The organism is Ruegeria profundi, from assembly GCF_049800715.1.
Classification (GTDB): domain Bacteria; phylum Pseudomonadota; class Alphaproteobacteria; order Rhodobacterales; family Rhodobacteraceae; genus Ruegeria; species Ruegeria profundi_A.
Window position 1 is genome coordinate 339,395 of record NZ_JBNAFO010000002.1, and the last position, 25,948, is coordinate 365,342.

Annotated in this window: 21 protein-coding genes and 2 pseudogenes; 11 read left to right on the forward strand and 12 right to left on the reverse strand. The window is 53.9% G+C overall.

Annotated elements, in window-relative coordinates:
* Positions 1-235: 235 nt before the first annotated feature.
* Both ACP15L_RS05555 and ACP15L_RS05560 read left to right on the forward strand, forming a co-directional pair.
* Complete coding sequence (locus ACP15L_RS05555; RefSeq protein ID WP_425083426.1) at positions 236-3,835, forward strand: adenylate/guanylate cyclase domain-containing protein; 3,600 nt, start codon at positions 236-238, stop codon at positions 3,833-3,835.
* Between the two features lie 27 nt (positions 3,836-3,862).
* Positions 3,863-4,120: a DUF4242 domain-containing protein gene (locus tag ACP15L_RS05560; RefSeq protein WP_170376838.1), complete on the forward strand. Its 258-nt coding sequence runs from the start codon at positions 3,863-3,865 to the stop codon at positions 4,118-4,120.
* Positions 4,121-4,282: 162 nt separating this feature from the next.
* On the opposite strand, the pseudogene ACP15L_RS05565 reads toward ACP15L_RS05560, so the two are convergent.
* Positions 4,283-4,457: pseudogene (locus tag ACP15L_RS05565) on the reverse strand (IS6 family transposase); the annotation flags it as partial.
* Positions 4,458-4,668: 211 nt separating this feature from the next.
* Between ACP15L_RS05565 and ACP15L_RS05570 the strand changes: the two are divergent.
* Positions 4,669-8,049: a S8 family serine peptidase gene (locus ACP15L_RS05570; protein ID WP_425083427.1), complete on the forward strand. Its 3,381-nt coding sequence runs from the start codon at positions 4,669-4,671 to the stop codon at positions 8,047-8,049.
* 20 nt (positions 8,050-8,069) lie between these two features.
* Here ACP15L_RS05570 and ACP15L_RS05575 read toward each other — a convergent pair whose 3' ends face one another.
* From ACP15L_RS05575 to ACP15L_RS05585, 3 genes and pseudogenes are all read right to left on the reverse strand, one after another.
* Positions 8,070-8,432: a hypothetical protein gene (locus ACP15L_RS05575; RefSeq protein WP_425083428.1), complete on the reverse strand. Its 363-nt coding sequence runs from the start codon at positions 8,430-8,432 to the stop codon at positions 8,070-8,072.
* A gap of 79 nt (positions 8,433-8,511) precedes the next feature.
* A complete protein-coding gene (locus ACP15L_RS05580) occupies positions 8,512-8,949 on the reverse strand; it encodes a hypothetical protein (RefSeq protein ID WP_425083516.1) in 438 nt (145 codons plus the stop codon).
* Positions 8,950-9,012: 63 nt separating this feature from the next.
* Positions 9,013-9,702 (reverse strand): annotated as a pseudogene (locus ACP15L_RS05585) (IS6 family transposase).
* A 137-nt stretch (positions 9,703-9,839) separates the two neighbouring features.
* On the opposite strand from ACP15L_RS05585, the gene ACP15L_RS05590 reads away from it, so the two are divergent.
* Entirely contained in the window at positions 9,840-10,538 is a 699-nt protein-coding gene (locus tag ACP15L_RS05590; RefSeq protein ID WP_425083429.1) for a GntR family transcriptional regulator, read from the forward strand.
* 193 nt (positions 10,539-10,731) lie between these two features.
* Here ACP15L_RS05590 and ACP15L_RS05595 read toward each other — a convergent pair whose 3' ends face one another.
* Together ACP15L_RS05595 and ACP15L_RS05600 are read right to left on the reverse strand one after the other, a co-directional pair.
* The gene (locus ACP15L_RS05595) at positions 10,732-11,553 is read right to left on the reverse strand and encodes a phytanoyl-CoA dioxygenase family protein (RefSeq protein ID WP_425083430.1); all 822 of its coding nucleotides are present in this window, start codon (positions 11,551-11,553) and stop codon (positions 10,732-10,734) included.
* Positions 11,546-12,604 (reverse strand): L-idonate 5-dehydrogenase, encoded by a 1,059-nt coding sequence (locus ACP15L_RS05600; RefSeq protein WP_425083431.1) that lies wholly within the window; start codon positions 12,602-12,604, stop codon positions 11,546-11,548. The genes ACP15L_RS05595 and ACP15L_RS05600 overlap by 8 nt, the downstream gene beginning before the upstream one ends.
* A gap of 69 nt (positions 12,605-12,673) precedes the next feature.
* On the opposite strand from ACP15L_RS05600, the gene ACP15L_RS05605 reads away from it, so the two are divergent.
* A complete protein-coding gene (locus tag ACP15L_RS05605) occupies positions 12,674-13,441 on the forward strand; it encodes an SDR family oxidoreductase (protein WP_425083432.1) in 768 nt (255 codons plus the stop codon).
* Positions 13,442-13,488: 47 nt separating this feature from the next.
* Here ACP15L_RS05605 and ACP15L_RS05610 read toward each other — a convergent pair whose 3' ends face one another.
* From ACP15L_RS05610 to ACP15L_RS05630, 5 genes are read right to left on the reverse strand one after another with little or no spacing between them, the layout of a single operon-like run.
* Positions 13,489-14,079, reverse strand: coding sequence for a LysE family translocator (locus tag ACP15L_RS05610; RefSeq protein WP_425083433.1), 591 nt, complete (start codon positions 14,077-14,079; stop codon positions 13,489-13,491).
* A gap of 16 nt (positions 14,080-14,095) precedes the next feature.
* Positions 14,096-15,019, reverse strand: coding sequence for a 2-hydroxyacid dehydrogenase (locus tag ACP15L_RS05615; RefSeq protein ID WP_425083434.1), 924 nt, complete (start codon positions 15,017-15,019; stop codon positions 14,096-14,098).
* The gene (locus ACP15L_RS05620; protein ID WP_425083435.1) at positions 15,012-15,860 is read right to left on the reverse strand and encodes a fumarylacetoacetate hydrolase family protein; all 849 of its coding nucleotides are present in this window, start codon (positions 15,858-15,860) and stop codon (positions 15,012-15,014) included. Before ACP15L_RS05620 ends, ACP15L_RS05615 begins: the two co-directional genes overlap by 8 nt.
* An 11-nt stretch (positions 15,861-15,871) precedes the next feature.
* Positions 15,872-17,668 carry an IlvD/Edd family dehydratase gene (locus ACP15L_RS05625; protein WP_425083436.1) on the reverse strand — a complete coding sequence of 599 codons (1,797 nt, stop codon included), beginning with the start codon at positions 17,666-17,668 and terminating at the stop codon, positions 15,872-15,874.
* Positions 17,665-18,312, reverse strand: coding sequence for an SDR family oxidoreductase (locus tag ACP15L_RS05630; protein ID WP_425083437.1), 648 nt, complete (start codon positions 18,310-18,312; stop codon positions 17,665-17,667). Before ACP15L_RS05630 ends, ACP15L_RS05625 begins: the two co-directional genes overlap by 4 nt.
* 189 nt (positions 18,313-18,501) lie before the next feature.
* Here ACP15L_RS05630 and ACP15L_RS05635 point away from each other — a divergent pair, with 189 nt between their 5' ends.
* Positions 18,502-19,386, forward strand: a complete 885-nt coding sequence (locus tag ACP15L_RS05635; RefSeq protein WP_425083438.1) for an NAD(P)-dependent oxidoreductase — start codon at positions 18,502-18,504, stop codon at positions 19,384-19,386.
* Entirely contained in the window at positions 19,383-20,351 is a 969-nt protein-coding gene (gene denD, locus ACP15L_RS05640) for a D-erythronate dehydrogenase (protein ID WP_425083439.1), read from the forward strand. Before ACP15L_RS05635 ends, denD begins: the two co-directional genes overlap by 4 nt.
* Here the strand turns inward: denD and ACP15L_RS05645 are convergent.
* Positions 20,348-20,998, reverse strand: coding sequence for a GntR family transcriptional regulator (locus ACP15L_RS05645; protein ID WP_425083440.1), 651 nt, complete (start codon positions 20,996-20,998; stop codon positions 20,348-20,350). The two genes, denD and ACP15L_RS05645, sit on opposite strands and share 4 nt — an antisense overlap.
* Positions 20,999-21,196: 198 nt before the next feature.
* On the opposite strand from ACP15L_RS05645, the gene ACP15L_RS05650 reads away from it, so the two are divergent.
* From ACP15L_RS05650 to ACP15L_RS05665, 4 genes are all read left to right on the forward strand, one after another.
* Entirely contained in the window at positions 21,197-22,210 is a 1,014-nt protein-coding gene (locus ACP15L_RS05650; RefSeq protein WP_170376099.1) for a TRAP transporter substrate-binding protein, read from the forward strand.
* 79 nt (positions 22,211-22,289) lie between these two features.
* A complete protein-coding gene (locus ACP15L_RS05655; RefSeq protein ID WP_425083441.1) occupies positions 22,290-23,459 on the forward strand; it encodes a mandelate racemase/muconate lactonizing enzyme family protein in 1,170 nt (389 codons plus the stop codon).
* A 16-nt stretch (positions 23,460-23,475) separates the two neighbouring features.
* Positions 23,476-24,318, forward strand: coding sequence for a TRAP transporter small permease subunit (locus ACP15L_RS05660; RefSeq protein ID WP_425083442.1), 843 nt, complete (start codon positions 23,476-23,478; stop codon positions 24,316-24,318).
* Entirely contained in the window at positions 24,318-25,940 is a 1,623-nt protein-coding gene (locus ACP15L_RS05665; RefSeq protein ID WP_170383340.1) for a TRAP transporter large permease subunit, read from the forward strand. Before ACP15L_RS05660 ends, ACP15L_RS05665 begins: the two co-directional genes overlap by 1 nt.
* The last annotated feature ends 8 nt before the right edge of the window (positions 25,941-25,948 follow it).

Sequence of the window (25,948 nt, forward strand, 5' to 3'; positions counted from 1 at the left end):
CTAATGTGGCCTAACGCTGCGTGCATTCGCACATCGCGGTCACAGGTCTCTTCAAAGACAAATCATCAAATACGTGCAGCTAATTGGCAAGTTGCGCAATTCTAGAATGCTGGGGCAAGAACCGACCTAGTCGGTTGATCTGATGGCAAAGATATTCTGCGGCTATTCATTAAAGGTCATCCCGTTTTGAATGCGTATTCTTGATTAGTGATGCGTATCCCAGCATGATCCAAAGATGTCGGTCGAAATTGGAAAGTGGTTAAAAGATCTCGAACTGAGTCAGTACGCAGATGTTTTTGCGGCAAATGATATTGATGCGCGTGTTTTGCCACTTCTGTCAGACGACGACTTAAAAGAGCTCGGCGTGAGCCTTGGCCACCGCAAGATCATCCTCGCCGCGGTGCAAGAGCTAGGCGGCCAGCAACGCGCAACTTCATCGCCACAAGCATCCCGTGAATACCCCCCGGAAAACGTAAACGCACCCATCTCAAACCATTCAAAAAGTGACGATCTGCTCAAAAGTAAGCTTAGTGAGACGGCCACTGCAGAGAAGCGCCACGTAACCGTTTTGTTTGCCGATCTCGTCGGCTCGACGGAACTCACCAATCGTTTTGACCCCGAAGATATGCGGGACTTACTACAGAACTACCAAGACGCCGTTGCGGGCGCCGTAAGTCGATATGGTGGCTATGTTGCAAAATACTTGGGCGACGGTCTTCTCGTGTTTTTTGGCTGGCCGAGGGCCTACGAAGATCACGCAATTCGGGCGATCAAAGCCGGTCTTGAGGCCGTTCATCGCGTCAGCGAACTCAAAACCCCGGACGGAGAGCGCTTGTCAGTAAGGCTGGGTATTGCGAGTGGTGATGTCGTTGTCGGCGATAATATCGGTGAAAACACATATGAAGAAGGGGCCATGACGGGCCCAGTTGTCAATCTTGCGGCGCGAATTCAAGAATTTGCGGAACCAAACTCGGTCGTGTTGTCGGCAGAAGAAACCGAGACAGCGTTGCATCGGATATTTGAATACAAATCTCTTGGGAAGAAAGAGCTAAAGGGTTTTGCAGAGCCTCGGACTCTGCTGAAAGTGGTGTCGGAACGCAGTGCGGAAAGCCGGTTCCGAGCCGCACATCGCGATGATGTCGACAGTGTTATGATCGGCCGGGACTACGAAAAGGGTATTCTGCTGCAATCATGGCAACGTGCCCAGAATGGTCATGGAGAGGTTGTGCTGCTGTCCGGTGAAGCCGGGATTGGGAAATCGCGACTTACAGAGGAATTCCTTAAAGATATCACCGCGAATGACCAGGCTGATATCATAAGGCTGAATTGTTCTCCTTATCTCAGCAGTAGCCCCTTTCATCCGGTTGCCCAACGGATATCCCAGGACGCAGGTGTCGAACCGGACTTCGATGACAATCTGATCCTTGAACATGCCAGGAAGATGCTGGAAAGACGGCCGGGACTGGACTGGGAACAAGTTCTACCTGTCTTCGCAGCTTTGGTTGCACCTCGTAGTGCGCTAGCCCAAAAGGTGCTCGAGATGTCGCCGCAGGAGCAGCGCGACATCACAATCCAAACTTTGATTCACTCAGTGCAGGTGCGATCAGACGTGTGCCCTGTTGTTCTGTGTGTCGAAGATGCGCATTGGATCGATCCTTCCACACAAGCCTTGTTGGAGCGCTTTAAGTCGATTTCCAGCGACCTTCCTCTGATGATCCTGATTACCCACAGGCCTGGGTGGGAATTGGCCCGCGAGGATGGGGACACGCACGTTCAGTCACTAGTACTGCGCCGGTTCGATTCTGCGCATGTTTCACACCTCGTGGCAAACATCACAGGCAAGAAACCGGACGATACCTTGATTGCTAAAATCATTGAAAAGACTGACGGTGTACCTTTGTTCGTGGAGGAATTGACGCGAACGATTGTGGAGGCTGGTGAGCAAGGGCAAATCCACATACCCTCGTCTTTGAAAGGCGCGTTGATGGCGCGTCTTGATGCGGTTTCGCCTAAGGCAAAACAGGTTGCGCTTACAGGGTCTGTTGTTGGCAGAGAGTTTGAGCCGAGCATATTGAATGCGGCGATGCGTCTTGCAGATTCTGATATCGACAAATGCCTCGAAGAACTTTCGCGAACAGGCATAATCTTCGAAAGCGGGCACAATCGCGGGCATTTCGTATTCCGTCATGCCCTTATTCGCGATACCGCCTATCAGTCCATGCTAAGCTCAACTAGGAAACAACAACACGCGGATGTGGCGCGTGCGTTGATACAGACAAGGTCCGCCGAGATCGCGCGTCGTCCCGAACTGGTCGCCCGACACCTTTCAGAAGCTGAGGATTGGAGGGCTGCGTTCGAAAAATGGCAAATTGCGACAGAAATGGCTTTGGCGCGATCTGCCAGCCAGGAGGCGATGACGAACGCCAGAGAAACGTTGCAAGCTGCTGAAAAACTTGGCTCAGACTCCAAAACAGAATTGATCAAAGGCAAGATTCTTGTTGGCCGCAGCCACGACAGCCTGGGTCAATTGCCTGAAGGTATTGCAGTTCTGAAAGACGCCTCCAACGCGGCCCGGGCGGTGCACGATGTGGAATTGGCCGCTGACGCGGCCAACCATTTCGCTGACTCATGCATGATGTCTAGCGAAAGGCACAATGAAGCAATCGATCTCTGCGACAATGCATTAAAAGACTTGCCCGATGCCGATGAAGTCCGTCGGTGCAGACTGATGAGCCAACTCGCGCGCGCGCACATGTTCGTCGGTCAGTTCTCCGAAGGTGCGCGTTTTGGCCAGCAGTCTATGGAACTGGCCGCAAAACTGGGAGACTATAAATCCCAGTTTTCGGTAATGATGATGCATTTTGGGGCCCCATTCGTTGCGCGGAAGGGAAGAGAAGCCCGCCATTGGCGTGAAAATCTGGAGGCTATGCACGGTGTGGCAGAGCATCTTGGTAGTATCGATCAAGGGCGAGACCGAACTCTGAGCTTGTTTGTAGGCGCCGAGATGGCCGACCGTGAATTGATGGACCACTCTCTGGGTTTGCTGACAGAGATTTCGGAAAAGGACAATCATCTGCAGCTCTATTGGGTTCAGAAACACGCACGCGCCATGGTTGCAATTATGGACGGTGATTTTGAGCAAGCCGAGAAACACGCCACCGAGGCGGTGAAAATTGGTCGAAAGACCCATGGCGAACATGTTGAGGGCGTCTTTGGAGTTCAGATGTTCACGATCCGCCGCGAGCAAAACCGACTGCACGAAGTTGCGCCTGTGATTAAGAAACTGATGACAGACAGCCCCGAAGACATTTCGTGGAAGCCCGGCTTTGGGCTTATCGCTGCCGAGCTTGGATACAAGGAACCTGCCGAACGAATACTGAATGAAATGGCTGCCAATGGCTTCGATCTTCCCCCCGACGCCATGTATTCAACGACATTGTCCTATCTGGCTGACATATGTGTCGCCATTGATCATCAGGAACACGCCAAGACACTCTATGGAATGCTTGCTCCTTATGAAGACCTGACGATCACCGCTGGGGCCACTACAGTATGCACTGGCGCGGCCGCGCGACGCCTCGGTTGTCTGGGCACGGTTCTGAAGGACTGGGATGCCGCTGAGAAGATGTTCGAGAAGGCCATAGAACTTGACACGCGCATGAAATGCCCACCTTGGGTCGCGCACAGCAAGGCGGCATATGCAACTGCATTAAGGCGGCGCGGGCGCCAGAATGATGTGGAACAGGCGTTTCAACTGGAAGGGGAAGCGTTGGCAATTTCACAGAAATTGAGTATGGTTTCCCTCAGATCAAAGCTCGAAGGAGTAGCGAGTTAAGGTTATTAATCAGGTTTGGGGGACTTTATGCCAAGGTACATAATTGAAAGAAATTTCGCCGAGCAGCTTAACGTCACAGACGATGACAAGATTCACATCAAAGAAATCAATGACGAAGTCGGCGTCGAGTGGATTTTTTCGTTTCTCAGTGCAGACAAGCGCAAAACGTATTGCTTGTACGAAGCCCCGGATGAAGAAAGCCTGAGAAAGGCGGCCGAACGCCTGAACATTCCCGCCGATGTCATAACGCCTGTGGATCGGATTGATCCGGCAATTTTCGCCTGATCAGCATCGTATTTTACTTAAATCAGTAAAGCTCATTCGCGAGGCAACGCGACGGAATCATCAACTACCTGAGGCGACACTGCAAGAAGCCTGACCTGACAATAGGGATAGTGCTTTTGGACGCATTCGAACTAGTTTCAGTTTGCCGCAGAAAACGTGAAACTAACCGGAACAAAGCTGACGCCACTCGGCGAGAGTGGCGGTTCGTGTCTAGATTGAAGGTATCTCTGCTGGCCGGCGCTCTTTCCTAGTTGAAGTGGTTGTATACGGAGGAATGGACGGAGGCGAATTTACACAGAATTAGCATGTGCCTGAAACGCTGTATCGCGCGCCCGCGACAAAGGCGTTTTTTGCTCGGGCGCTGAAGCGGCGCCGAACCGGCCCATGACCGCGACGGGTGGCAGGCGACAAGATTGAGAATCGTCGTGACTTGTGATAAGCTACTGGAACAGATCGGCGTATTTTAGTCGGTCTAATGAACATAATTTTATGTATATTTTTTAAATATTTAAGGCCAAAACGGCCAATTCTTGCAAGGAGTTTTCCCGATGTCAGAAGACAAGCGTGTTCCGGCCTATTTGCGTATTCTAGTTGTAAACGCCAAAGACGAGGTTCAGCCGAATTCCAAGGTTGTGGTGCGAACCGGTGGTCAGGATGGTGAAGAGGTTAGTGTCCCTTTTGACAAGCCCACGGGTCACTACATCGCCCGAAAGCTGAAACCGGGTCCGGTGACGCTGACCGTTACGCAATCAGGTATGGAAAAACAGGTACGTGACGCCCTTGTGGGCGACGGCGAAAACAACGAGATCTTTATTCTGGGGGAGGAAGGCGCGCGGACTTATTTTCGTGGCAAAGTCCGGGTGCCGATCACCTCAGATCCGGACCTGATCGGTGTGGTACTTGATCGCAAGTTTCGCGATCAGGGTGGCGAAGTCGACGATATCGCTGCTGACCTTGGAATGGCCGTCGAGAAGATCCCTGACCTGGCCCGTCGGGCAGGGATGCGGCTGTTTCGGGTCGGGTCAGCAAACCGTGGTGAGGCTCTTGCCCAACTGACCCGCGCCGAGACCATCGAGCATGTCGGTATCGTGGTGCAAACCCGGGAAGGCGGGTTCAGCTTTCTGACCCGTGAAGCTGTGGTCAAGTTCACCGGCCCACGGATCGAAGAGGTTCGCAAGATCGCCCGCGAGTTTGGCTTTCGCGTCCAGCGCGGGCTTGTTTATGCCGATGGTGCCTTTGTACTTGAGTGGGACGGCAGCCCCGATGAGCTGCTGGATGTGATCGAAAAGCTTGCCGCGCGCGAGGATGTGGAATGGGCCGAGCCCAGCGTCGTGGTCTCGCCCGAGCTTGATGCGATCACCCCCGGCGACACCCTTTGGCCAGGGCTTTGGGACCGCCAACTGATCGGGTTGGAGGACGCATGGCAGAACCTTCAGGACGCAGGGCTGGATACCTTTGGCGACCCGGATATTCTGTTGGCTGTGTGGGATTCCGGCACGCAAACAGCGGGTGGAGTGCCCACCAACTCGGACTATGACGGGACCTTGTCGAACGGCCAACCCAAAGTCCTGACCAGTTTCGATTTTGAATTGATGGTGGCCAACAATGACGCGCCCTGGGACGATCACGGCTCAGGTGTTGCGGGCGTGTCGGTCGCGATGGCCAACAATCCGACCCCCTTCGGGGCCAGGGGCGTGGTGGGTTCAGCTCCGAATGTGCAGACCATGCTGGTTGCGGGTCGGTTGCCTTATGTCGATATCGAGGTGGCTGACCAGTATATCTGGATGGCCGGTTTCGATCCGCAAAGCCCGCTGGCAGGATTTCCGGCCGCACCTCCGGCGAAGGGCGCGGATGTCATCACCTGCAGCCTAACACCAGGGGCCGGGTCAGTGCTTTCGGGCACCGCGCAGGCCGCGCTGGATTTTGTCACAACCTTTGGGCGCGGCGGAAAGGGGACGCTTTGTTTCTTCTCAACCGGCAACCAAAACATGAACATCACCACCTGGCGGCCCTATGGGGCGTATGAAAAGTGCATCGCGATTGCGGCATCGTCGCTGGATGATGACGGCACTACCGAGATCCGGGGGCCCTATTCCGGCTGGGGTCCAATTGATTTTTGTACCCCCTCGCAGGATGCGTTGGGAACGATTCACAACCCCAATACCGGGTTCATGCCCTGGTCCTCGGCGCATCTGGGCGCGGGGAACCTACCAAGCCGGATTACGGCAACCACCACGCTGACGGCAGCGGCTAGTGCTGGCGCCACGACAATTACCGTGGCCAGTACCGCAGGTTTTGCCGTCAATGCGGTTATTCATCTTGGACCGTTTGGCGCGGTGGGAAGCGAACCGGCCCAGGTCACGGCGGTCAACGCAGGGACCAACACCCTGACTATTCAGGGCTGGGTCGGTGGCTTCTCTGGGTGGGGAGGCGGCCTGATGAATGATCACGCCTCAGGTGACGTTGTTGTGACTGGCCCGGCCAATCACAAGAACAACTTTGGCGGCACCTCTTCGGCGACGCCGCTGGCAGCCGGGATCGGCGCCCTTGTTTTGTCTGCAGATCCGAGACTGACCCATATCGAAGCGCGAGAAATCATGCGTGACACCGCGATCAAGCTTGATCCCACAAATACCGATCCCACCGGGCAATGGCTTGATATCAATGGCGACCCGTCAGTAACCTCTGGTCTGGCGCCGGTCAGAAGCGGCTGGTACGGCTATGGACGGCTTGATGCTGCGGCGGCTGTGCAGGGCGCTATCGACAACATGGCCAACCGAGACCTTGTCATCCGCGACAACCTGTCCGACAGCGGATCGGTCGCAACGATCGGCCAGTTCTGGAACAGTCCTGATATCTGGTGCCGGACCTCTGACCCAGACACTGATCCGGCGGCCTTCCCGGCCAGCTATGCCGTCGCCGGGCCGCATCAGGCGCCGATCCGCGGGCAACAGAACTGGATCTGTCTGCGCGTCGCCAACAATGGCACCACAGCCTCGCTTGATGCATGGGTCCGCATTTCAATCGCGCATTTCCCGGGGTTGGAGTTCACCTATCCGACCAGTTGGCAACCAACCAACGGGCCAGGTGATCCCCTGCCCTCGCCCATGGTGCCCGGCACCTATTTCATTGGAGAGGCCAAGGTGACGGGGGTCGCCCCCGGGGCGGACCAAACCGTCGTTGTGCCCTGGCCCGCTGGGCTTGTTCCGCCGGCCACGGTCCCAACGGCGGGCGGCGATGTCAACTGGCACCCGTGCCTTCTGGCGGAAATTACGCCCCATGATGGGCCGACACCAACTGGCAATCACGTCTGGGACGACAACAACCTGGCGCAGAAAAACATCTCGATCGTCGATGCAGATACCGCGCCGGGCGCTGATTTCCGCGCGATTGCCGTTGTCGGCAATATCGAGAACCGGGCCAAGTGCGTCCATGTCGAGATCAACCGGGGCCGTCTGCCCCGACAGGTCCAGCTGTTCCTTGATCTGATGGATCCGGCGCTGACTCGCCAGGTTTTGCGGGGCGAGGATCAAAGCCCCGACACGCCGTTCCGGGTCGAAAATGACCGGCTGGGCCGTCTCCTGAGGATGTCTGATCTGTTTGAAAACAAAGTGCTGCGCGATCGCATCACCGGTCGTCTTCCGTCAACGATCAACGACACTTTGACCGCCTTTCACCCGTCTGTGCGTCCGCCGTGGCGACGCGGTGTGCATGAGGGGCGCGAGGTCATCCTGTTGTCGCCGCTGCATCGCATCAGGGTACCGATCTGCGCGGGCCCGGGGCGACTGGTGCCGATGATCATCGGGGGCATTCAGACCGGAGAAGCAGAGCCTGGCGAATATGAGATTGTCATGATCCAGCGTCAGGAGGATGGTTCGGTCAGTGGATCAGCAGCAACGCTCCTAAGGATCGATAAGCCAAAGGGCTGACAAGAGCGGGCAAGCGGCGGTCAGGTCGATCGGCGCTTGCGGCGAAGTTGATCAAAGCGAAGGCCACTTGATTTTTCTCCGCGCCCTTTTTGCTTGCGCACACCAAACCTTGTGAAAACCGCACCACCATACAAGCGGGTCCGCTGGAAGCTTTGACTGACCTCGATCCCAGCGCGCGGGACTTCCTCTTCGTGGATATCGTAGGGATCGCCACTGCCAAGAATGTGACGCAGCAGGTCGCTGCGCGACCTGATGGGCTCCGGCGGGATCGGGTCACCGTCGATCAGGCGGGGCATCGCAGCGCGGCGCAGCTGGATTTCGCGGATGCTGCCCGGCACATGCACCGGGATAAACGGGATCCAGTTCTCGGGCACGCGAGTCATGACGTGGTAGCGCCAAGCGGCGTCGTTTTCCAAAGGATCGGTTGGCTTAGGAAACGGCACACGCTCGTCGAACAGACGTTTAAAGTAACGCCGGGTCTCGCGCCCGCCACAAGGCCAAATCGGCGTTCGCTGTGGGCAAAGGCACACAGGGCTCGATCCCCCAAACCATGTTTGTCATCTCGTCGCCGATCAGCTCCGCCGCCTCCAGCAGGCGCCCTTCGTGGATTTTCGGGGCAGAGGGGATCAACAGGAGGATGGTATCGGCGGTAATGTCGTCGGACCCGTGTGTGGCGAGGTTATACATGGACCAGCGTTGCCAGTCCTGATCATCGCCCTTGCTTGCTGCCTCGATCCAGAGCCGTTCGCCAAAGTCGTTTGTTACGTTTAGTCCACGCAACCTTGCAACAGATCCCGCAAGCATGGTCAGAGGCAACATGAACCAATCGTTGGCGTAGACCAGCGCAAACTCCATCACCAGAAGACTGTTGATCTCGGTCGTGTCGGGAGTTGCTATCAAACAAACTCGAAGCAGACTCAGCTAGGCCAGTATAGCTGCCTTTTTTGCCACACCAAGTTCACGTCACTCGGCTAGAGCGGCGGTGCGCGTCAGCTTGAAAATACCTCTGCTGGCGAGCGATCTTCCCTGATTGAAGTGGTTGTAGACGAAGGATTGGACGGAGGCGAATTTCTGTAGACTTCGCATACTCCTGAAACGTTGCATGGCTCGTTCTCTTCATCGGAACGGCAAGTGAGAGTTCTCAGCACGGTTGTTGAGCCACCTACCCGTCTGTTGTTTTTCCATTGCACCCATTTCTCTGAACGCAGACTTGTAGGAAGCGAAGCGATCTTTGACGATCTCTTTCTTCGGCGCAACCGTGCCGCTTCATCAACCTCCTAAGGAATTTCAGTTCTGAAGTATTTTTCGACGTTTGGTGACAATAGCTTTTAGCACCTCTCCTTCGTGATCAACGGCCCGCCAAAGTCAATGTCGCTCGCCATTCACCTTCACGAAAACCTAACCCATGTGCCGCTTCCATTTGGCGAACGCGCGCAGTTGCCAAACTGGCCTGCTTCTGATCAAAGCAGCAAACATCGGGCCGAACTTGTTCCACCAATAGCGGACAGTTTCACGGCTCATGTCAATGCCTCGCTCCTGCAGTAGATCTTCGACATTCTGAAACGAGAGCGGGAAACGGATATACAGCACAACAGCTAGGTGGATGAACTGGGGACTAGTTTTGAAATATTTGAAAGAGGTGGGTCTGGTCATAGGGAAAAAGCTCAGCAACCACCCTGTCCCAATCTGACAGAGTTAATCTGACAAGACCGCTCGATAGTCATTGGGCACTGACCCTAACACATTGAATGCCAGTGTTTCGGTTGATACAGTCCTGATAGGGGAAACAAATGGCTCTATTCAACCGCCCAAAATCATTAACCGAGTTAGTGGCTGAAAACCTGAAAGACCGCATTGTAAGCGGCGAGTTCGATCTAGGTGAACAGCTTTCGGAAGCTAAAATTGCCAAAGAACTGAAAGTTAGTCGAACGCCGGTACGTGAAGCGATCAACAGACTTGAAATGGAAGGGCTATTGGTCGTCGAACCTCAACGTGGATCATTCGTATTTGATCTTGAACCTGACGAACTCGACAAACTAATCGATGCGCGCGTTTGCCTTGAAACCGCGGCGTTAAAATTCGCTATGCAAACCAAAAGCAAAAGGCTCCATGTCGAACTGGATAAATCAGTTCAAGAAATGAATCTGGCAAGAGATTCCGGAAATGATGCGGAATATCTTCGTCAGGACACTATCTTCCACCAGTGTATTTTCGATTGCGCGAACAATAGGTTCCTCAATGACGCCTATCAGACAATAGCTTTGAAAGTCTCAGCCGTGCGCAACAGGCTCGGCCGCCACCCTCGGCATATGTCGAGATCTCACAAGCAGCACATTGAACTCGTCAAGGCAGTGAACCAGGGTGATTTCCAAAATGCTTTCAAAGTATTGGAAAATCACATTGACAAAAAGAGTGGTTCATATTGGAGCGAAGTAACTGAAAAGGTCAAAACAAAGGAAGAGGCGCTGAGCGCAACGAGCGCAAATTAAGAATTAAGCAGAATACTTTAAGAGCTTCCAGTGACAATTTTGATTTCGAGCTTGCAATAGACTTCCTCTACAACTTTTCGCCCAACGGAAGAATGGCTGAGCTGCGACGAGAACTTTTGAATATCCACTAGTTTTCGCGATTTAGGTCGGCTTTCGGGCCGATGGAACAATGGTTCTGAGCTTGCGAAGGGATTCACTTCACTCCGGCGAAGAGTATTTGTTTTTTGCGGTCTGCATCCCTTTGACACACAACGAAATCCTCCTCATGCAAAAAGCCCTGAGGGGAGGACGCAACTGAGAAATGCCCAAAATCATCTCGCCCTGCAACTAGCGCAACCAAAGTTTTCACGCCGTTTTGCTGTTTCATTGAGGGCTTTATGAAACGCAACGCCGCACCGATGCGTCTATCGTCTGTGTTATTGGGCCCTGATGCGTGGAAAAGATGCCCGTGATGCATGGACGCCTGCCCAGCACGCAATTCGGCAGCGACTGCATCTTTTTCGTTCACGTCGACTGCGATTTCCTGCCCACGTGACAACAGGTTGTTTTCGCTGAAGGTGTCCACGTGAGGCACGATACGGCTTTTGTGGCTGCCAGGAACAAACTTCATACACCCGCTTTGCTCAGACGCTTCTGAAATCGCAACCCAACAGGTAACCTCTTCAGCATCATCCAGTCCCCAATAGGTCAAGTCCTGGTGCCACGAGACTATTTTCGATGATCGCGCTTCTTTTACGAAAAGTGCACCGCTCCAAACCATGAGGTCCGGCCCTAACACCGTTGAAGCAGCCTCAATCAGCTTGGGATGGCGAAGAAGTGCATCGAATGATGGTATCAGCCTGTCCGGATACGAATATAGAAGCTTGAGTTTCTCTGGGTCGTCTCTGAGAATGCGCTCCGCTTTCTCAAAATCATCGCGCAGCGTTTGGACCTCAGAAGCTGTCAGGATATCCAGCGGAGCTACGAAACCATCTCTTTCATAAGTCTTTGCAATATCACGCGTTCGTCTATCCATTGTCATTGTCCGGAAAGGTTAACTGCACCTTCATTGATTGGCTTCGATCAGACGCAACCTCGAAAGCAGTGACGGCCTCACCGACCTCGAAGGAATGCGTCACCAATTGGTCGACATTTATTAGTCCGCTTCGCATCATCTCGATCGCGACTGAGAACTCGGAATGGAAACGGAAAGACCCGCGAAGCACTATCTCTTTTGCAGTCAACGCCTGCATCGGAACTGTCATATCTCCGCCCAGACCAAGCTGAACCAATGTTCCACCTGGTCGCAAGCATGCGACGCCAGAAGCCAGAGCCGATTGAGCCCCGGAACACTCCAGTTGGACATCAACCTGGCCCTTGTCCTTTTCAAACTGCTCCAATTTTTCCGGATCGGCGTAGGTGTTGATTGCATCGTCTGCCCCGCATTCACGCGCCAGAGCGAGGGTCTGGTCCGAGATATCCGTCGCCACTATTCTGGCCGCCCCAGAACGACGTGCCGCCAAGATCGTGAGGCAGCCGATCGGACCGCATCCCGTGATAAGTGCCGTTTTACCTAGGAGGCTCCCGGCTTGTTTAATCGCGTGCAAACAGACCGCCAGAGGTTCGGCCATGGCGGCCTGCGCAGGGCTCAACCCATCTGCCGGAACGCATTGACTGGCTTTCGCCACGAGTTTGCTTTGAAAAGCGCCTTGGATATGTGGGAACGGCATCGCGCTGCCGTAGAACTTCATATCAAGACAGTGGTTTTGCTGCCCGTTCAGACAATAAGTGCAGGCTTGGCAAGGGCGGGATGGAGAAACTGCAACCAGTTGACCTAGGTGTAGCCCCTGCACGCTTGACCCAGCTTTCACGATTTCCCCGGCGACTTCATGTCCTAGCACCATAGGTTGACGCAACTTGATCGCACCGAAACCACCGTGGTTATAATAATGCAGGTCAGAGCCGCAAATCCCACCCGCGCGCATGGCAATCAAGACTTCGTCCGGCCCCACGTCGTGAACGTCCCGGTTTTCCAACCTCAGATCTTTTGCGGCATGGATAACAACAGCAACACTGGCCGAAGACATTGCACGGACTCCCTATACAGATTGCCAAAAGATACGGATAGTCGGTGCTGACAACCAAGGGATTTTTGCATGACGCTTGAAATGTTCAACTTAGAGGGAACACGCGCACTCGTAACAGGCTCTAGCCAAGGCATTGGATTTGCGTTGGCTCGTGGCTTGGCTGCCGCCGGCGCGCAGGTCGTTTTGAACGGGCGCGATACCGCGAAACTAGCGGCAGCCGCATCCGAGTTGAGTGAAACAGGCGCCTCAGTACGTGAACTTTCGTTCGATGCAACCGATCACGAAGGTGTCCGATCAGCCGTGGACAACTTTGAAGAGAACGTCGGCCCCATAGACATCCTGATAAACAACGCCGGAATGCAACATAGGACGGAGCTACAGGATTTCCCCGCTGACGCGTTCGAGCGCCTATTGCAGACAAATATCGCGTCCGTCTTTCACGTCGGTCAGGCTGTGGCACGGCACATGATTGAAAGAAAGTCAGGTAAGATCATCAACATTGCGTCGGTTCAATCCGCATTGGCACGACCAGGTATTGCGCCCTACACGGCAACAAAAGGTGCTGTAACCAACCTGACAAAAGGAATGGCAACTGATTGGGCCAAGTATGGCCTGAACTGCAACGCCATTGCGCCTGGATATTTCGATACACCTTTGAACGCCGCATTGGTTGCTGACCCAGAGTTTAGTGCATGGCTCGAGAAACGTACCCCAGCCGGTCGCTGGGGCAATGTAGAAGAACTTGTCGGTGCCGCTGTATTCCTTGCCTCCCCCGCTTCCAGTTTCGTCAATGGACATACGCTCTACGTCGATGGTGGAATAACGGCTTCACTTTGATTTGTGGCGTTCAATCGACTGTTAGGTACGACTGACGTACGCGTCGTTTAAAGCGCCGACGCCAATGCAATCACCACAACAACCATCAACGAAGCCGCCATCGCAAAGTTGATCCTTTGATGCGATCTCTCGCTTAAATCAAGGCTGCCCAGTTTTGCGCCAGCACCCAGCCAGATCATGTGCACTGGCACCCAAATCATATTGAAAACTATGATTTTTATGACGACCTCCCAAACGGGCGCATCCGGCAAAAAGGCAAACCCTGAAAACAATGCTGTGCCGACCACATAAGCCTTGGGATTAATGAACTGAAGTGTCAGCCCGTTCGCAAACCCAAGTGGCGAAACCGCAGGGGAAAACCCGACCTTTGACCCAGCGCTGGCAATACGCCAGGCGAGAAATCCCAAATACCCGACAGAGGCAAATAGCAGGAAAGTTCTAAGCACCGGAATAGCCAAAGCTACCGCAGCGACTCCGGAGACAACCATCATCATGTTGATGAACCCGCCCAGCATCAAACCGGCCACAAAAGCGAGTCCAGCTCGAAAACCAAATGCTGATCCGATGCCCGCAGTTGTCAGAACACCTGGGCCCGGCGTAATCAGTAGAAAGAAAACCGCAACAGCAAACTCAAGCACTTTTCAGATTGACCTTTTACAGATCTCTGCATTCCGGCACAGCTGTGATCACCGATCCGTCCTTGAGGTGTTGCAGCAGATTGTCGACAGTTAGGTCACCCATTGCTGCACGCGTCTCAATAGTCGCGCTACCAGCGTGAGGGAGCAAGGTGACATTGGGCAGATCGCGCAATGCTTTTGGAACACGCGGTTCGTCCTCAAAAACATCAAGCCCCGCCCACCCGAGCTCACCGTTTTGCAGTGCATTGATGAGGGCAGTTTCGTCGACGACCGAACCTCGACTAACGTTTATTAAAGTGCCGCCTGCCCCCAACGCGCGCAGCACCTCAGCGTTGACCAGCTTATTGGTCGACAGGCCGCCGGGCGTGATGCATATGAGGACGTCCACATGTTCTGCCATTTCAACCAAATTGTCGAAATACCGGTATGGGACATCCTTTTGATTGCGGGTGTGATAAGAAATTTCGGGGGCCCACGGCTCCAACTTATCAACGATCGCCTGACCAATGCGACCAAGACCAAGAATGCCTATTTTTTGATTGTCCGCTGATCGCGTCAAAGGGGCATTGCCTTCAACTGCCCACCGTCCGGACCGAACGTAGTCATCGTCACGTATGAGCTCTCGATAACATGACAGAAACAGCAGAACGGCGGTGGTCGCGACTTCTTTGTTCAACACATTGGGCGTGTGTGTCACAACAATCCCACACTCAGCCGCTGCATTTGCGTCGACGGCGTCGTAGCCGACTCCATAGACACTGATCATCTTCAGATTACTGAGTGATGTCATCAGGTCATGAGGAACACCATCGTGCCCGTTCGTAACGATATGCGTAACACTTTCCGCGTTGAAATCGTCCAATTGATGAATGTCGAACGCTGCTGACAGGCGCTCTCGCATCCGTTCTGTGATCCCTCCGATTTGCAACAAGTCAGTCATCTTGGCCGACCTTTTGCCGCTGAACACCAAGTCCATCGATGCGAAGCTCCATGACGTCGCCTTCTTTTAGGTAAACTGGCTCTGGTTTGATCCCCATTCCGACACCGGGCGGTGTTCCAGTTGAAATGACGTCACCGGGGTGCAGTGTGAAAAGTTGGCTTAGGTGCTCAATGATCTCGGCAACGGAAAAGATCATCGTAGCAGTATTCCCGGTTTGCATGCGCTGACCGTTTACATCCAGTGACATTCCAAGGCTTTGGGGATCGGGCACCTCATCCCGGGTCACTAGCCACGGGCCGGTAGGGCCGAATGTATCGCAAGACTTGCCTTTGGTCCATTGACCGGTCAGTTGAGTTTGAAAATGTCTTTCTGACACGTCATTTACGATGCAATAGCCCGCAACATGTTCAAGCGCTTCGTCCTTGGATACGTATTTGGCCGTCTTACCGATGACCACACCCAGTTCGCATTCCCAGTCGGTGTGCGTAGATCCCCGCGGCATGACAACATCGTCGTACGCCCCAATGACCGCTGAGTTAGCCTTGAAAAAAAGTATCGGATGCTCGGGAATATCTGCGCCGGTTTCTGCGGCATGGTCCGAGTAGTTCAAACCGATGCAGAGAAACTTACCAATGTCACCGACACATGGTGCGATACGAGGATCACCCTCCACAATTGGCAGGTTGTTCGGATCCAACGAACGCAAATTATCAAGCGTTCCATCATCCAGCACGTCACCCGTGATATCGTTGATATGGGCGGACAGATCCCGCAATTGACCTTCAGAGTCGACCAGAGCCGGCTTTTCCGAGCCCTCGGCTCCGTAACGAACAAGTTTCATTTCTGTTCCTTTTAGTGGTTATCGCGTGGCATAAAACCTCGCGCGATATCGCGGTAGTTTTCTGCGCCCTTGAGTGTCATACCGCGATCCAAGCGATCTACTTTTTCGCGGAATATTTCCTGCCACGGGGATTGGTTGGGCGGCATTGCATACCCACCCTTTGCCTCCAGATCGCGGGCGCGTTCATGCAGTTCTTCAAGCGAAACCAGCATATCCGCTGTGCCTTTGCCAAGATCGATGCGCAGTCGGTCACCATTTCGCACCAAGGCCAACCCACCACCCTCTGCAGCTTCGGGTGAGGCGTTCAGGATAGACGGACTTCCTGATGTACCGGATTGCCGTCCATCACCGATGCAAGGAAGGGCTTCGATGCCTTGCTTTATCAAATATGCGGGCGGACGCATGTTCACGACCTCTGCGGCACCCGGGTATCCTTTTGGTCCCGCTCCGCGCATAATCAGAATACAGTTTGCGTCGATGTTTTCTGCGGGATCATCGATCCGATGGTGAAAGTCCTCAGGCCCATCAAACACAACTGCCCTACCCTCAAAGGCATTTGGATCATCCGGGTTCGACAGGTAGGTCTCTCGAAATGCCGGTGAGATCACGGATGTTTTCATAATTGCACTCTCGAACAGGTTGCCCGAGAGATTGATGAACCCCGCCTGTTGCTTGACCGGGTTACCGACAGGCTTGATTACTTCGCTATTCTGAGACCGGCGCGCCGAGCAATTATTGCCCATCGTCTTGCCGTTCACCGTTATCGCATCGGGATGCGGCAGCAATCCAGCATCATGAAGCTCTCCGACAACGGCTGGAACACCCCCGGCCTGTTGGTAATCTTCGCCCAGATACTCACCCGCAGGCTGCATGTTTACCAACAAAGGAACGTCGTGGCCAAGCTTCTGCCAGTCATCGTTGGTCAGTGGAACACCAAGATGCCGGGCGATTGCATTCAGGTGGATTGGCGCGTTCGTCGATCCACCAATCGCCGAGTTTATAACAATCGCATTCTCAAAAGCCTGACGTGTCATCACATCGCTGGGGCGAAGATCCTCCCAGACCATGTCCACAATACGTTTGCCGGTTTCATAACTGATTTGACCGCGCTCTCGATACGGGGCTGGTATTGCTGCTGATCCGGGTAACTGCATACCCAAGGCTTCAGCAAGCGAATTCATGGTCGTTGCTGTTCCCATCGTATTGCAATAACCAACCGAAGGTGCTGCGGCGGCTGCGATTTCCATGAACTCGTCGGTGTCGATTTCATCAGCCGCAAGGTCTTCGCGCGCTTTCCAAATAACCGTGCCCGATCCAGCGCGTTCACCTTTCCACCAACCGTTAAGCATGGGGCCGACCGACAGGGCAATCGCTGGGATGTTGACAGTCGCAGCGGCCATAAGAAGTGCGGGCGTGGTCTTGTCGCAACCAATGTTCAGAACAACGCCATCAATCGGATACCCGAATAGACTCTCAACCAAGGACAGATAGGCCAGATTGCGGTCAAGCGAGGCCGTAGGCCGTTTGCCGGTCTCTTGTATCGGGTGGACCGGTATTTCGATGCACGTTCCCCCGGAGGCGATGATTCCGTCGCGAACGCGTTTGGACAACTCGATATGATGCCGATTACAGGGGCTCAAATCACTTCCGGTTTGAGCAATGCCAATGATCGGTTTGCCTGATTGCAGCTCCGCACGGGTCAACCCGTAATTCAGGTATCTTTCCAGATACAATGCAGTCATCTCAAGGTTCTCGGAATTCATAAACCACTTACGAGATCGCAGATCGTCCTTTGATACTTTTGTCATTGGGCTGACCAACCTCCGTCAATTTTACGTGTGTGTCCTGTGGTGAATGCACTCTCATCGCATGCCGGATAGACGACATATGCAGCAATCTCTTCTGCTTTCGCTACACGCCCCGTAGGCCGGCACGCCAAAAATCGAGCAAGGGCTCCGTTTCTCGTGCCCAGTTGCTCGCCCAACGCATCTACGCGATCACGCCTGCTGGGACTGTCGACCATTGCTCGGCGAACGCAATTGCACCGAATTTCTTTCGCGATGAAATCCACGGCCACCGATTTCGTCACCCCAACAACGGCAGCCTTTGTTGCGCGAACTATTGAGCGTAGGTCGAAGTCCATGGCGAAATCCCATTCACTATCAGTTGCAACCAGAATAGTTCCGTGATGCACGAACCCGTCGCCGTTGAACAAAACATCAGGCTTCAATCGCGTGACCCCATGACGAATACTGTAATCGTTCGCCACATACATCTCGAAAATTTCGTGATTTTCGAGATTCTGACTGCGAATCGAATTTAGCTTTTCGGAGTTTATATCCGTCGCATAGACTTTCGCACCCCTTCTTGCCGATGCAATCGTACTTGCAATTCCCATCCCTTGTGAGGTGGCTATGGCTAGGTCGCGCTTCCCCTTAAGCTTTTCTAACATATAAATATTCCAACTCATAAGGTGGCGGTTGAACAAGTGTTGTTTCGTTCGACAGGTCAACCGAGAAGCAAAGAAACCTTGGCGGTTTCGCAACGACTTCTGGAATGTGGGCCCAGAGCCGTTAGCGTATGACAGAGATTTTGGTTTGGCCATAACCGTGCGTGGCGCACCTTGGGAAGGACGTAGATGATGAGCAAACAGTTCAAAGTGGCTCTGTTGGGAACCGGCCTGATGGGAGCTCCCATGGCGAGGAATATTTTGCGCGCCGCATTTCCGCTCACTGTATGGAACCGCAGCTTGGAAAAGGCGAAACCGTTAGCAGCAGAAGGCGCGACATTGGCGGAAACTGCCCCGCTGGCGATTTCGGGTGCAGACGTAATAATAACGATGCTCTCGGACGGATACGCGACCCGCGCGCTACTTTCTGACGAGGCTTTCCTCGAACAACTCAAACCGGGGATGATCTGGATTGATATGTCCAGCGCCAAACCCGAACACGCCAGAGAGCAATCCGCACAATTGTCCTCAATGGGGGTGCAGCATCTGGATGCCCCGGTTTCCGGCGGCACCAAGGGTGCCGAAGCTGGCACCCTCGCGATCATGGTCGGTGGCGATCAGGACGTTATGGAGCGCGTGCGACCGGTTCTGACAGCAATGGGGCGCCCTGTGCATGTTGGCCCAAGTGGTTCCGGTCAACTATGCAAATTGGCCAATCAAACAATTGTCGCTGTGACAATATCGGCTGTCGCCGAAGCGACATTGCTGGCTCAACAAGGCGGTGCAGACCCGACCGCGTTGAGGGCCGCACTGAAAGGGGGTTTTGCGGATAGCATTATCTTACAACAACATGGCGAACGCATGTCTGATGGGAATTTTGTCCCCGGAGGATTGTCTAAGTTTCAAATAAAGGATTTGGACAACACGCTAGAAGAAGCGCGCAGCCTTGGCGTCGAACTACCCAGCACCCAATCCGTGCGCGACCGTTTCGAATATCTGATAGACGAAATGGATGGGGCCGAACTGGATCATTCGGCTTTGTATCTGGAACTCAAAAAACGGAACGGAATGCTGTGACGCGAATCCTTGTTTTAGGCGGTGGAGGAATGCTTGGCCAGAAACTGGCCCATCGCATTTCGACCCAAGAAATTTTTGGAGCAGATGCTCAACTCTCACTGTTCGATCTCTCATTCCCGCTCGACAGTGCGCCAGGTAAGCAAATTGAGGGGAACTTGACCACGTCAGGCATCGCCAAGTCTGTTGCATCTCAGCGCCCGGACGTCATATTCCACCTTGCAGCTATCGTTTCAGGCCAAGCTGAGACAGACTTTGCGTTGGGCTGGGATGTCAATCTTATGGCAACCTGGACACTGCTGAACGCACTCAAGGATGAACACGAGGCATCAGTAGGCGAGTACACCCCTCGTCTGGTTTTTGCCTCGTCCATAGCAGTTTTCGGGGCACCGTTCCCCGACAAGATAAGCGATGAGTTCCTCTCGGCACCTTTGACCAGTTACGGGGCGCAGAAAGCGGCCTCTGAATTGATGATCACGGATTTCAGCAGGAAAGGATATATCGACGGTATTTCCTTGCGCTTACCCACTTTGTGTGTGCGCCCTGGCAAAGCCAACGCTGCCGCTTCGTCCTTCTTTTCAGGTATAATCCGCGAACCATTGAATGGGGTTGAGGCGATCTTGCCTGTTGCCGAAACTGTTCGCCACTGGCACGCCAGCCCCCGCGCCGCTGCCACTTTTTTGACCCACGCAGCAACGATGGACACGCAGCTTCTGAATGACAGACGCGCGTTGAACATGCCGGGCGTAAGTTGCACCGTCGCCGAACAAATCGAGGCGTTGCGCGCCGTGGCCGGTCAAGATGCAGTTGGCCTAATCAAGCGAGAACCCGACGAGGCAATCGAACGAATCGTCAAGAATTGGCCGCGCGACTTTCAAACAGATCGCGCTCTGGAGTTGGGGTTCGAGGCGGAATCAAGCTTCGACGAAATCATTCAGGTGTATTTGGAAGACGATTTTCGGCGCTAGTCGCCCATCGTCTTTCCAGTTAGGTGGCGTTTCAGATGATCGTGAATTTTCTCTCGTGTTAACTGCTCATCCCCTGACAATGCTGCCTCAAGTATATCGGCATGGTGTCTTATGTTCTGAGAAATGAACTCAAAGTTCCGGTCTGCCACCATCAACTGCTGTCTGAATTGCGCGTAAACTCGGCCATGCATTTGTTTTAAGGTTTCCGAGCCACAGGCAGAAATGAGCGTTTGGTGAAACTCCTTCTCCGATGCAAACCATATCTCGATAAGGCCGCTCGGGTCGTCTGTGGCGTGAATGCGTTTTTCGATATGGCTGAGTTTGTGATGCGCGGCCGTCAGTCTTGCTTCCCAATCCACCCCGCCACTACGGATCGACATTACGGTACCTTCGGCCTCCAACAAAACACGGACATGTGTCAATTCGATAAGCTTCTGCGGCGAACGCATTGGCACGCGGAAACCTTTTTGTTCCTGAAAGTCCACCAACCCTACAGCGGACAATCGAAAAAGGACTTCGCGAACTGCACTCGCAGAACAGCCATACTCTCTACGTAATTCTTCGGCCCGCACCTTGGCTCCATGCTCGAATCCATTCGAGATGAGGCGCATCTTAAGGTCCTGATAAATATCGACTTCTTCTTTCATTCCGGTATGCGCCTTCAAATTTTGTCCAAGTAGGGTCCTAAGCCTATTTTCGAGTTTACGCAAGAATCTCGAAATTTTTAGAAATTTCAAATTCTTCTTGTTGCATTCGATTCGTCGGCTTAACGTTTATCTGCGTGACGGCAAAGGAGGCGGCAAGATCTCCCTCTCCGCGCAACGCTCAACGTCTGGGAGGACAATATGAAAATAGTCAAGACAGCGGCCGTGGCGGCCGTAGCCACGACAATGGCAGCTGGTTTCGCGATGGCTGAAACCACGAAGCTTAGAATTCAAACCCATTTTTCGCCCGAAACTCTGTCTGGCCAGATGGCTGCAAAATTCGTTGAAGACATTCAGGAAATGTCGAACGGCGAAATCGAAGTTGAAATGTTCTATTCCTCTTCGGTGGTCAAATCAGTTGAAACCTTCGACGCCGCAGCTACCGGAATTCTGGATTGCGACATGACGGGTGGCGGCTATCAGACCGGTAAAAACCCGGCCTTCCAGTTCGCGGGCGATCTGCTCGGCGGGTATCAGAACCCCTATCAGCAAATGGCCTGGCTCCTTCATGGCGGCGGAAGAGAAGCTGTAAATGATCTGTACAACGGCTACGACATGGAATTCATCGGATGGTGGATCCCCGGGCCAGAGTCGCTGTCTTCAACCAAGCCGATTGCAAAAGTGGAAGACTTCAAAGATTGGAAGTTCCGCTCGCCTCCAGGCCTTGCAACCAAGGTATTCGCGGAACTTGGTGCTTCTCCGATCGTGATGGACTTCAACGAAATCTTCACGGCTTTGGAAACCGGCATCATTGATGGTGCGGATGCTGCGAACCTGACGAACAACGTGGGTCTGGGTCTGTACGAGATCGCAGGTCACACAAACTATCCCGGTTTCCACTCGATGCCTGCAGATCACCTAGCCTGTCGCAAAGACGTTTGGGAAGCGATGCCTGCGCACCATAAGAAGATCATGGAAGTCGCAATGGATAGCTTGGCATTGCACAATGCGACCATCAACGAAGTGCAGAACGCTCAGACAGCAAAAGACCTGAAAGCAAAAGGTGTTCAGTTGTACGAATGGACGCCTGAAGATCTGGCAGCTTATCGCGCGGCCGTTCAGGTCGGTTGGACTGAGTTCGCAACGACCCCTGAAGCACAGGCGCTGCTGGAAAGCCACATCAACTTCCTGCGTGACCTGGGCGCAATGCAGTAATCAGGCTGCGACCGACTTACGACACACGGAAAGGCCGTGCTTGCGGCCTCTCCGGTTCGGCGCCGGGATCCAGAACTTCATGAAAATCACCAGAATAATAAGTCACGTACTGCAGTACGACATGCCGGAAGTTCTGGGCTACTCGCAACAGTATTACGACAAGCGAACAACCCATCTGGTCGAGATTCAGACAGATGAGGGGGTGACCGGTTGGGGGGAGTGCTTTGGTCCCGGAAACGTAGCCATTGCCAACAAATCCATCGTGGAAAAGGTCATCCAGCCAATGGTCCTTGGCATGGACCCTTTGGACAAAGACGTGATCTGGCACAAGGTGTACAACCTTTTGCGAGACCATGGCCAAAGCGGAATGCCAATGCAGGCTTTGTCCGGGGTGGACATCGCACTTTGGGACATCACCGGAAAAATCTCTGGCCTCCCCCTCCATAAGCTTGTCGGCGGCGCGCATCGCACAAGCGTTCCTTGCTACGGCTACGGCATGATGCTCCGGGATGAACCGATTTCTAATCTGGCCTGCCGTTTTGAGGATGAAGCCGCAAAGATCAAGGAAATGGGTTTTACCGCCACTAAAATGAAAACCGGCCTTGGTCCGAAGCCTGATGTGCAGCTATGCGAAGCAGTTCGACGCGGAGTAGGAGACGACTTTCCTTTTATGGTCGATGCAAACCATGCCTATACGACTTCGGACGCATTTTATGTCGGTCGGGCGCTGGAAGAACTAGACGCATACTGGTTCGAAGAACCCGTCGCGCCAGAAGACATGGACGGATACCGAGAATTGCGCGCTTCGCTTAAAGTCAACATCTCGGGCGGAGAGGTGGTATTCAATCGCTGGGCCTGGCGCAGTCTTCTTGAAAATCGCGGAATAGATATAGCGCAGCCAGAAGTATGCGCTTTGGGCGGTGTTTCAGAGTATCTCAGGGTACTGACCCTATGCCACGCACATTTCACACCGGTCGTGAATCACGTCTGGGGTAGCGCCATCGCTGTCGCAACAAATCTGCATTTACTGGCGGCCATGCCCCCAATTCCAGGCGGCTTGCATCCATGGGAGCCGATGCTGGAGTTCGACACAACGGACAACAAGTTTCGGGACGATCTGCTGACCGTTCCGCTGGAAATTCAAAATCAGGTCAAGGCCAATAACGGCCGTGTCACGATCCCGACTGACCCTGGACTGGGTGTCGAACCGGATCGAGACTTTATCGATCACTACAGGATCGAAGGATAGGGACGAGGGTTACGCGATGCACAAGAATTCAGGCGGACCAATTGAATGGCTCATACCGTTGGCCTTCGTCGCGACGGCCAGTTGGCTTGTTTGGCATCTCCCTGCATTCCTATTGGATTGGCTGCCTTACACTTCTGAATCCCTCAAAAGTCAGGTAACGGAAATATATCTGCGCAGCGACATCACGCCCGAATTTTCTGGCGTGTTCGGGGGGTATGTCGACATCATCGACGTGGCCGCGCTTGTCCTTCTACCGTTTCTTGCAGTGATTGGTACCAAGACCGTGCGCCCAGCTACGATGGAGTTCGAAGGCACGACGGTTATGGATCGTTTCGCCCTGTTCATAGGCCGAGTGACGATGATGATGATCGCAATCATGACTGTCGTCATGCTCTACGAAGTCTTCATGCGCTACATCTTGGAAAAGCCGACCGAGTGGGCCAATGAAATGACACTCTGGTTCGCCAGCTTTGTGTTTTTGATGTCTGGCTACTACGCGATGCAGCAACGCAGTCACATTCGAATATTCCTGCTATACGACGCGGTTCCACGTTGGCTTCAGCGCGTTTTTGATACGGTCTCGACGATACTGATCGTGCTGTTTGCATTCTTTTTGGTCTACGGCAGCTACAAACAGGTGTTCGTCAACAAGCTCTATAAATGGGAGCTTTATGGCTCTGCCTTCAATCCTCCGATCCCAGCGACGTTGCAGCCGATGGTGCTGATCGTGATTACGCTCGTCGCAATGCAAGCAATTTTGAACCTAATCGCGGATTGGAACAAAGAACCGGAAATCCACACAGATGAACCGGACGAGGACGAAATTGAAATGATCAAACGAGCGGTGGGACAAGACTGATGGATATTGGAACAATCTCACTCATCCTGATGGTCGCCCTGATCGTGCTTCTGGCGATCGGGATGCCCTTGGGTCTGGCCTCGGCTTCCCTTGCGGTTCTGGTTCTTGTCCTGAAGTTCGAACCGACACTGCTTTTGAACCCGTTTTCATTTGGCGACGGGGTTCTGACCGGTCGGCCAGGTACTGGACCGCTCTATATTCTGGCGCAGAAGATATACGGGCTCTTAACGGACTACGTGCTCATATCAGTGCCATTGTTTATCTTTATGGCGTCGCTGTTAGAGCGATCCGGGATCGCGCGTGACATGTATTCGTCGTTGAATGTCTGGCTGTCCAGAACACGCGGCGGCATCGCAATCGTGACCTCGATCATGGCGGTGATCATGGCGGCCATGTCCGGCATCATCGGTGGTGAAGTTGTCCTGCTGGGCCTTATCGCCCTGCCCCAGATGCTGCGCCTCGGCTACGATCAGAACCTCGCGATCGGCGTCATCTGCGCCTCAGGGTCGCTAGGCACTATGATCCCGCCCTCGATCGTTTTGATCATCTATGGGCTGATCACCGAAACCTCGATCAAGTCGCTGTTCACCGCGTCTTTCATTCCCGGCTTCATGCTGGCCTCAATGATCATCCTGTACATCATTATCCGCACGCAGTTGAATCCTCATCACGCTCCGCTGCCGGAGCCGGACCCGAACGACCCCGAACCGGCTGAAAAACGCAAACTGTTTGGGGCCTTCATGAGCATCGTCGTCGCCGGGTTTTCCACAGTTCTGTTTATCCGGGCCGCGTTCTTCGAGCTTTCCGGATCAAACGCTGCCAGCCAGGGCGAGCCCGCGAGGCTGGGAACAGCTGACTACCTGCCCTGGTTTGCCGGCATTACAATCGTTGCCCTTCTGCTGATCTTCTTCGTCTTTGGCAGAGAGCGCGCCAAAATCGGGTGGGAAATGGGCAAAGGCCTCGTTGCGCCGCTGGTCGTCATCGGCGTCGTTCTCGGCTCAATCTACGGCGGGATCACAGGCATCACCGAGGCTGCTGGTATGGGCGCCTTCGCCGTCCTGATCATCGCCATCCTGCGGGGTGAAGGATCGTTCGAGCTGGTTTGGGATAGCTTGATGCGAACCCTAAAATCCACAGGCACCATCATTTGGGTTACGATCGGGGCCGCCGCGCTGGCGGGTGCCTACACAATTGCTGGCGGGCCCCAATACGTGGCAGACCTAATCGTCGGCCAGGAGCTGCCCACCATGCTGGTCATTCTGGTGATGATGCTGATCTTGCTGTTCATGGGCGCATTCATGGATTGGGTCGGCATCGTGCTGCTGATCATTCCGGTCTTTCTGCCGATCGTCCTGCGACTTCCCATCGAAGAAATCGGAATCTTTGGCCAGTTGGAGCCGAGTCATGTCGCTATCTGGTTCGGCGTCGTGTTCTGTATGAACATGCAGGTCAGCTTCCTGTCGCCCCCTTTTGGCCCGGCGGCGTTCTACCTGAAGTCGGTGGCCCCGCCGCATATCAGTCTGACGGATATCTTCCGCGGCTTCCTGCCATTCATCGGGATCCAATTGCTGGCGCTTTCCGTTCTTCTGATCTGGCCGGGCATCATCGCGCTGCTGTTGTGAGGTCGCAA

What these genes read in the sequence shown, in the direction of transcription:
- ACP15L_RS05555 (WP_425083426.1), top strand. Translation starts at nt 236, where the DNA reads ATGTCGGTCGAAATTGGAAAGTGGTTAAAAGATCTCGAACTGAGTCAG.
- ACP15L_RS05560 (WP_170376838.1), top strand. Translation starts at nt 3,863, where the DNA reads ATGCCAAGGTACATAATTGAAAGAAATTTCGCCGAGCAGCTTAACGTC.
- ACP15L_RS05570 (WP_425083427.1), top strand. Translation starts at nt 4,669, where the DNA reads ATGTCAGAAGACAAGCGTGTTCCGGCCTATTTGCGTATTCTAGTTGTA.
- ACP15L_RS05575 (WP_425083428.1), bottom strand. Translation starts at nt 8,432, where the DNA reads ATGACTCGCGTGCCCGAGAACTGGATCCCGTTTATCCCGGTGCATGTG.
- ACP15L_RS05590 (WP_425083429.1), top strand. Translation starts at nt 9,840, where the DNA reads ATGGCTCTATTCAACCGCCCAAAATCATTAACCGAGTTAGTGGCTGAA.
- ACP15L_RS05595 (WP_425083430.1), bottom strand. Translation starts at nt 11,553, where the DNA reads ATGGATAGACGAACGCGTGATATTGCAAAGACTTATGAAAGAGATGGT.
- ACP15L_RS05600 (WP_425083431.1), bottom strand. Translation starts at nt 12,604, where the DNA reads ATGTCTTCGGCCAGTGTTGCTGTTGTTATCCATGCCGCAAAAGATCTG.
- ACP15L_RS05605 (WP_425083432.1), top strand. Translation starts at nt 12,674, where the DNA reads ATGACGCTTGAAATGTTCAACTTAGAGGGAACACGCGCACTCGTAACA.
- ACP15L_RS05615 (WP_425083434.1), bottom strand. Translation starts at nt 15,019, where the DNA reads ATGACTGACTTGTTGCAAATCGGAGGGATCACAGAACGGATGCGAGAG.
- ACP15L_RS05620 (WP_425083435.1), bottom strand. Translation starts at nt 15,860, where the DNA reads ATGAAACTTGTTCGTTACGGAGCCGAGGGCTCGGAAAAGCCGGCTCTG.
- ACP15L_RS05625 (WP_425083436.1), bottom strand. Translation starts at nt 17,668, where the DNA reads ATGACAAAAGTATCAAAGGACGATCTGCGATCTCGTAAGTGGTTTATG.
- ACP15L_RS05630 (WP_425083437.1), bottom strand. Translation starts at nt 18,312, where the DNA reads ATGTTAGAAAAGCTTAAGGGGAAGCGCGACCTAGCCATAGCCACCTCA.
- ACP15L_RS05635 (WP_425083438.1), top strand. Translation starts at nt 18,502, where the DNA reads ATGAGCAAACAGTTCAAAGTGGCTCTGTTGGGAACCGGCCTGATGGGA.
- ACP15L_RS05645 (WP_425083440.1), bottom strand. Translation starts at nt 20,998, where the DNA reads ATGAAAGAAGAAGTCGATATTTATCAGGACCTTAAGATGCGCCTCATC.
- ACP15L_RS05650 (WP_170376099.1), top strand. Translation starts at nt 21,197, where the DNA reads ATGAAAATAGTCAAGACAGCGGCCGTGGCGGCCGTAGCCACGACAATG.
- ACP15L_RS05655 (WP_425083441.1), top strand. Translation starts at nt 22,290, where the DNA reads ATGAAAATCACCAGAATAATAAGTCACGTACTGCAGTACGACATGCCG.
- ACP15L_RS05660 (WP_425083442.1), top strand. Translation starts at nt 23,476, where the DNA reads ATGCACAAGAATTCAGGCGGACCAATTGAATGGCTCATACCGTTGGCC.
- ACP15L_RS05665 (WP_170383340.1), top strand. Translation starts at nt 24,318, where the DNA reads ATGGATATTGGAACAATCTCACTCATCCTGATGGTCGCCCTGATCGTG.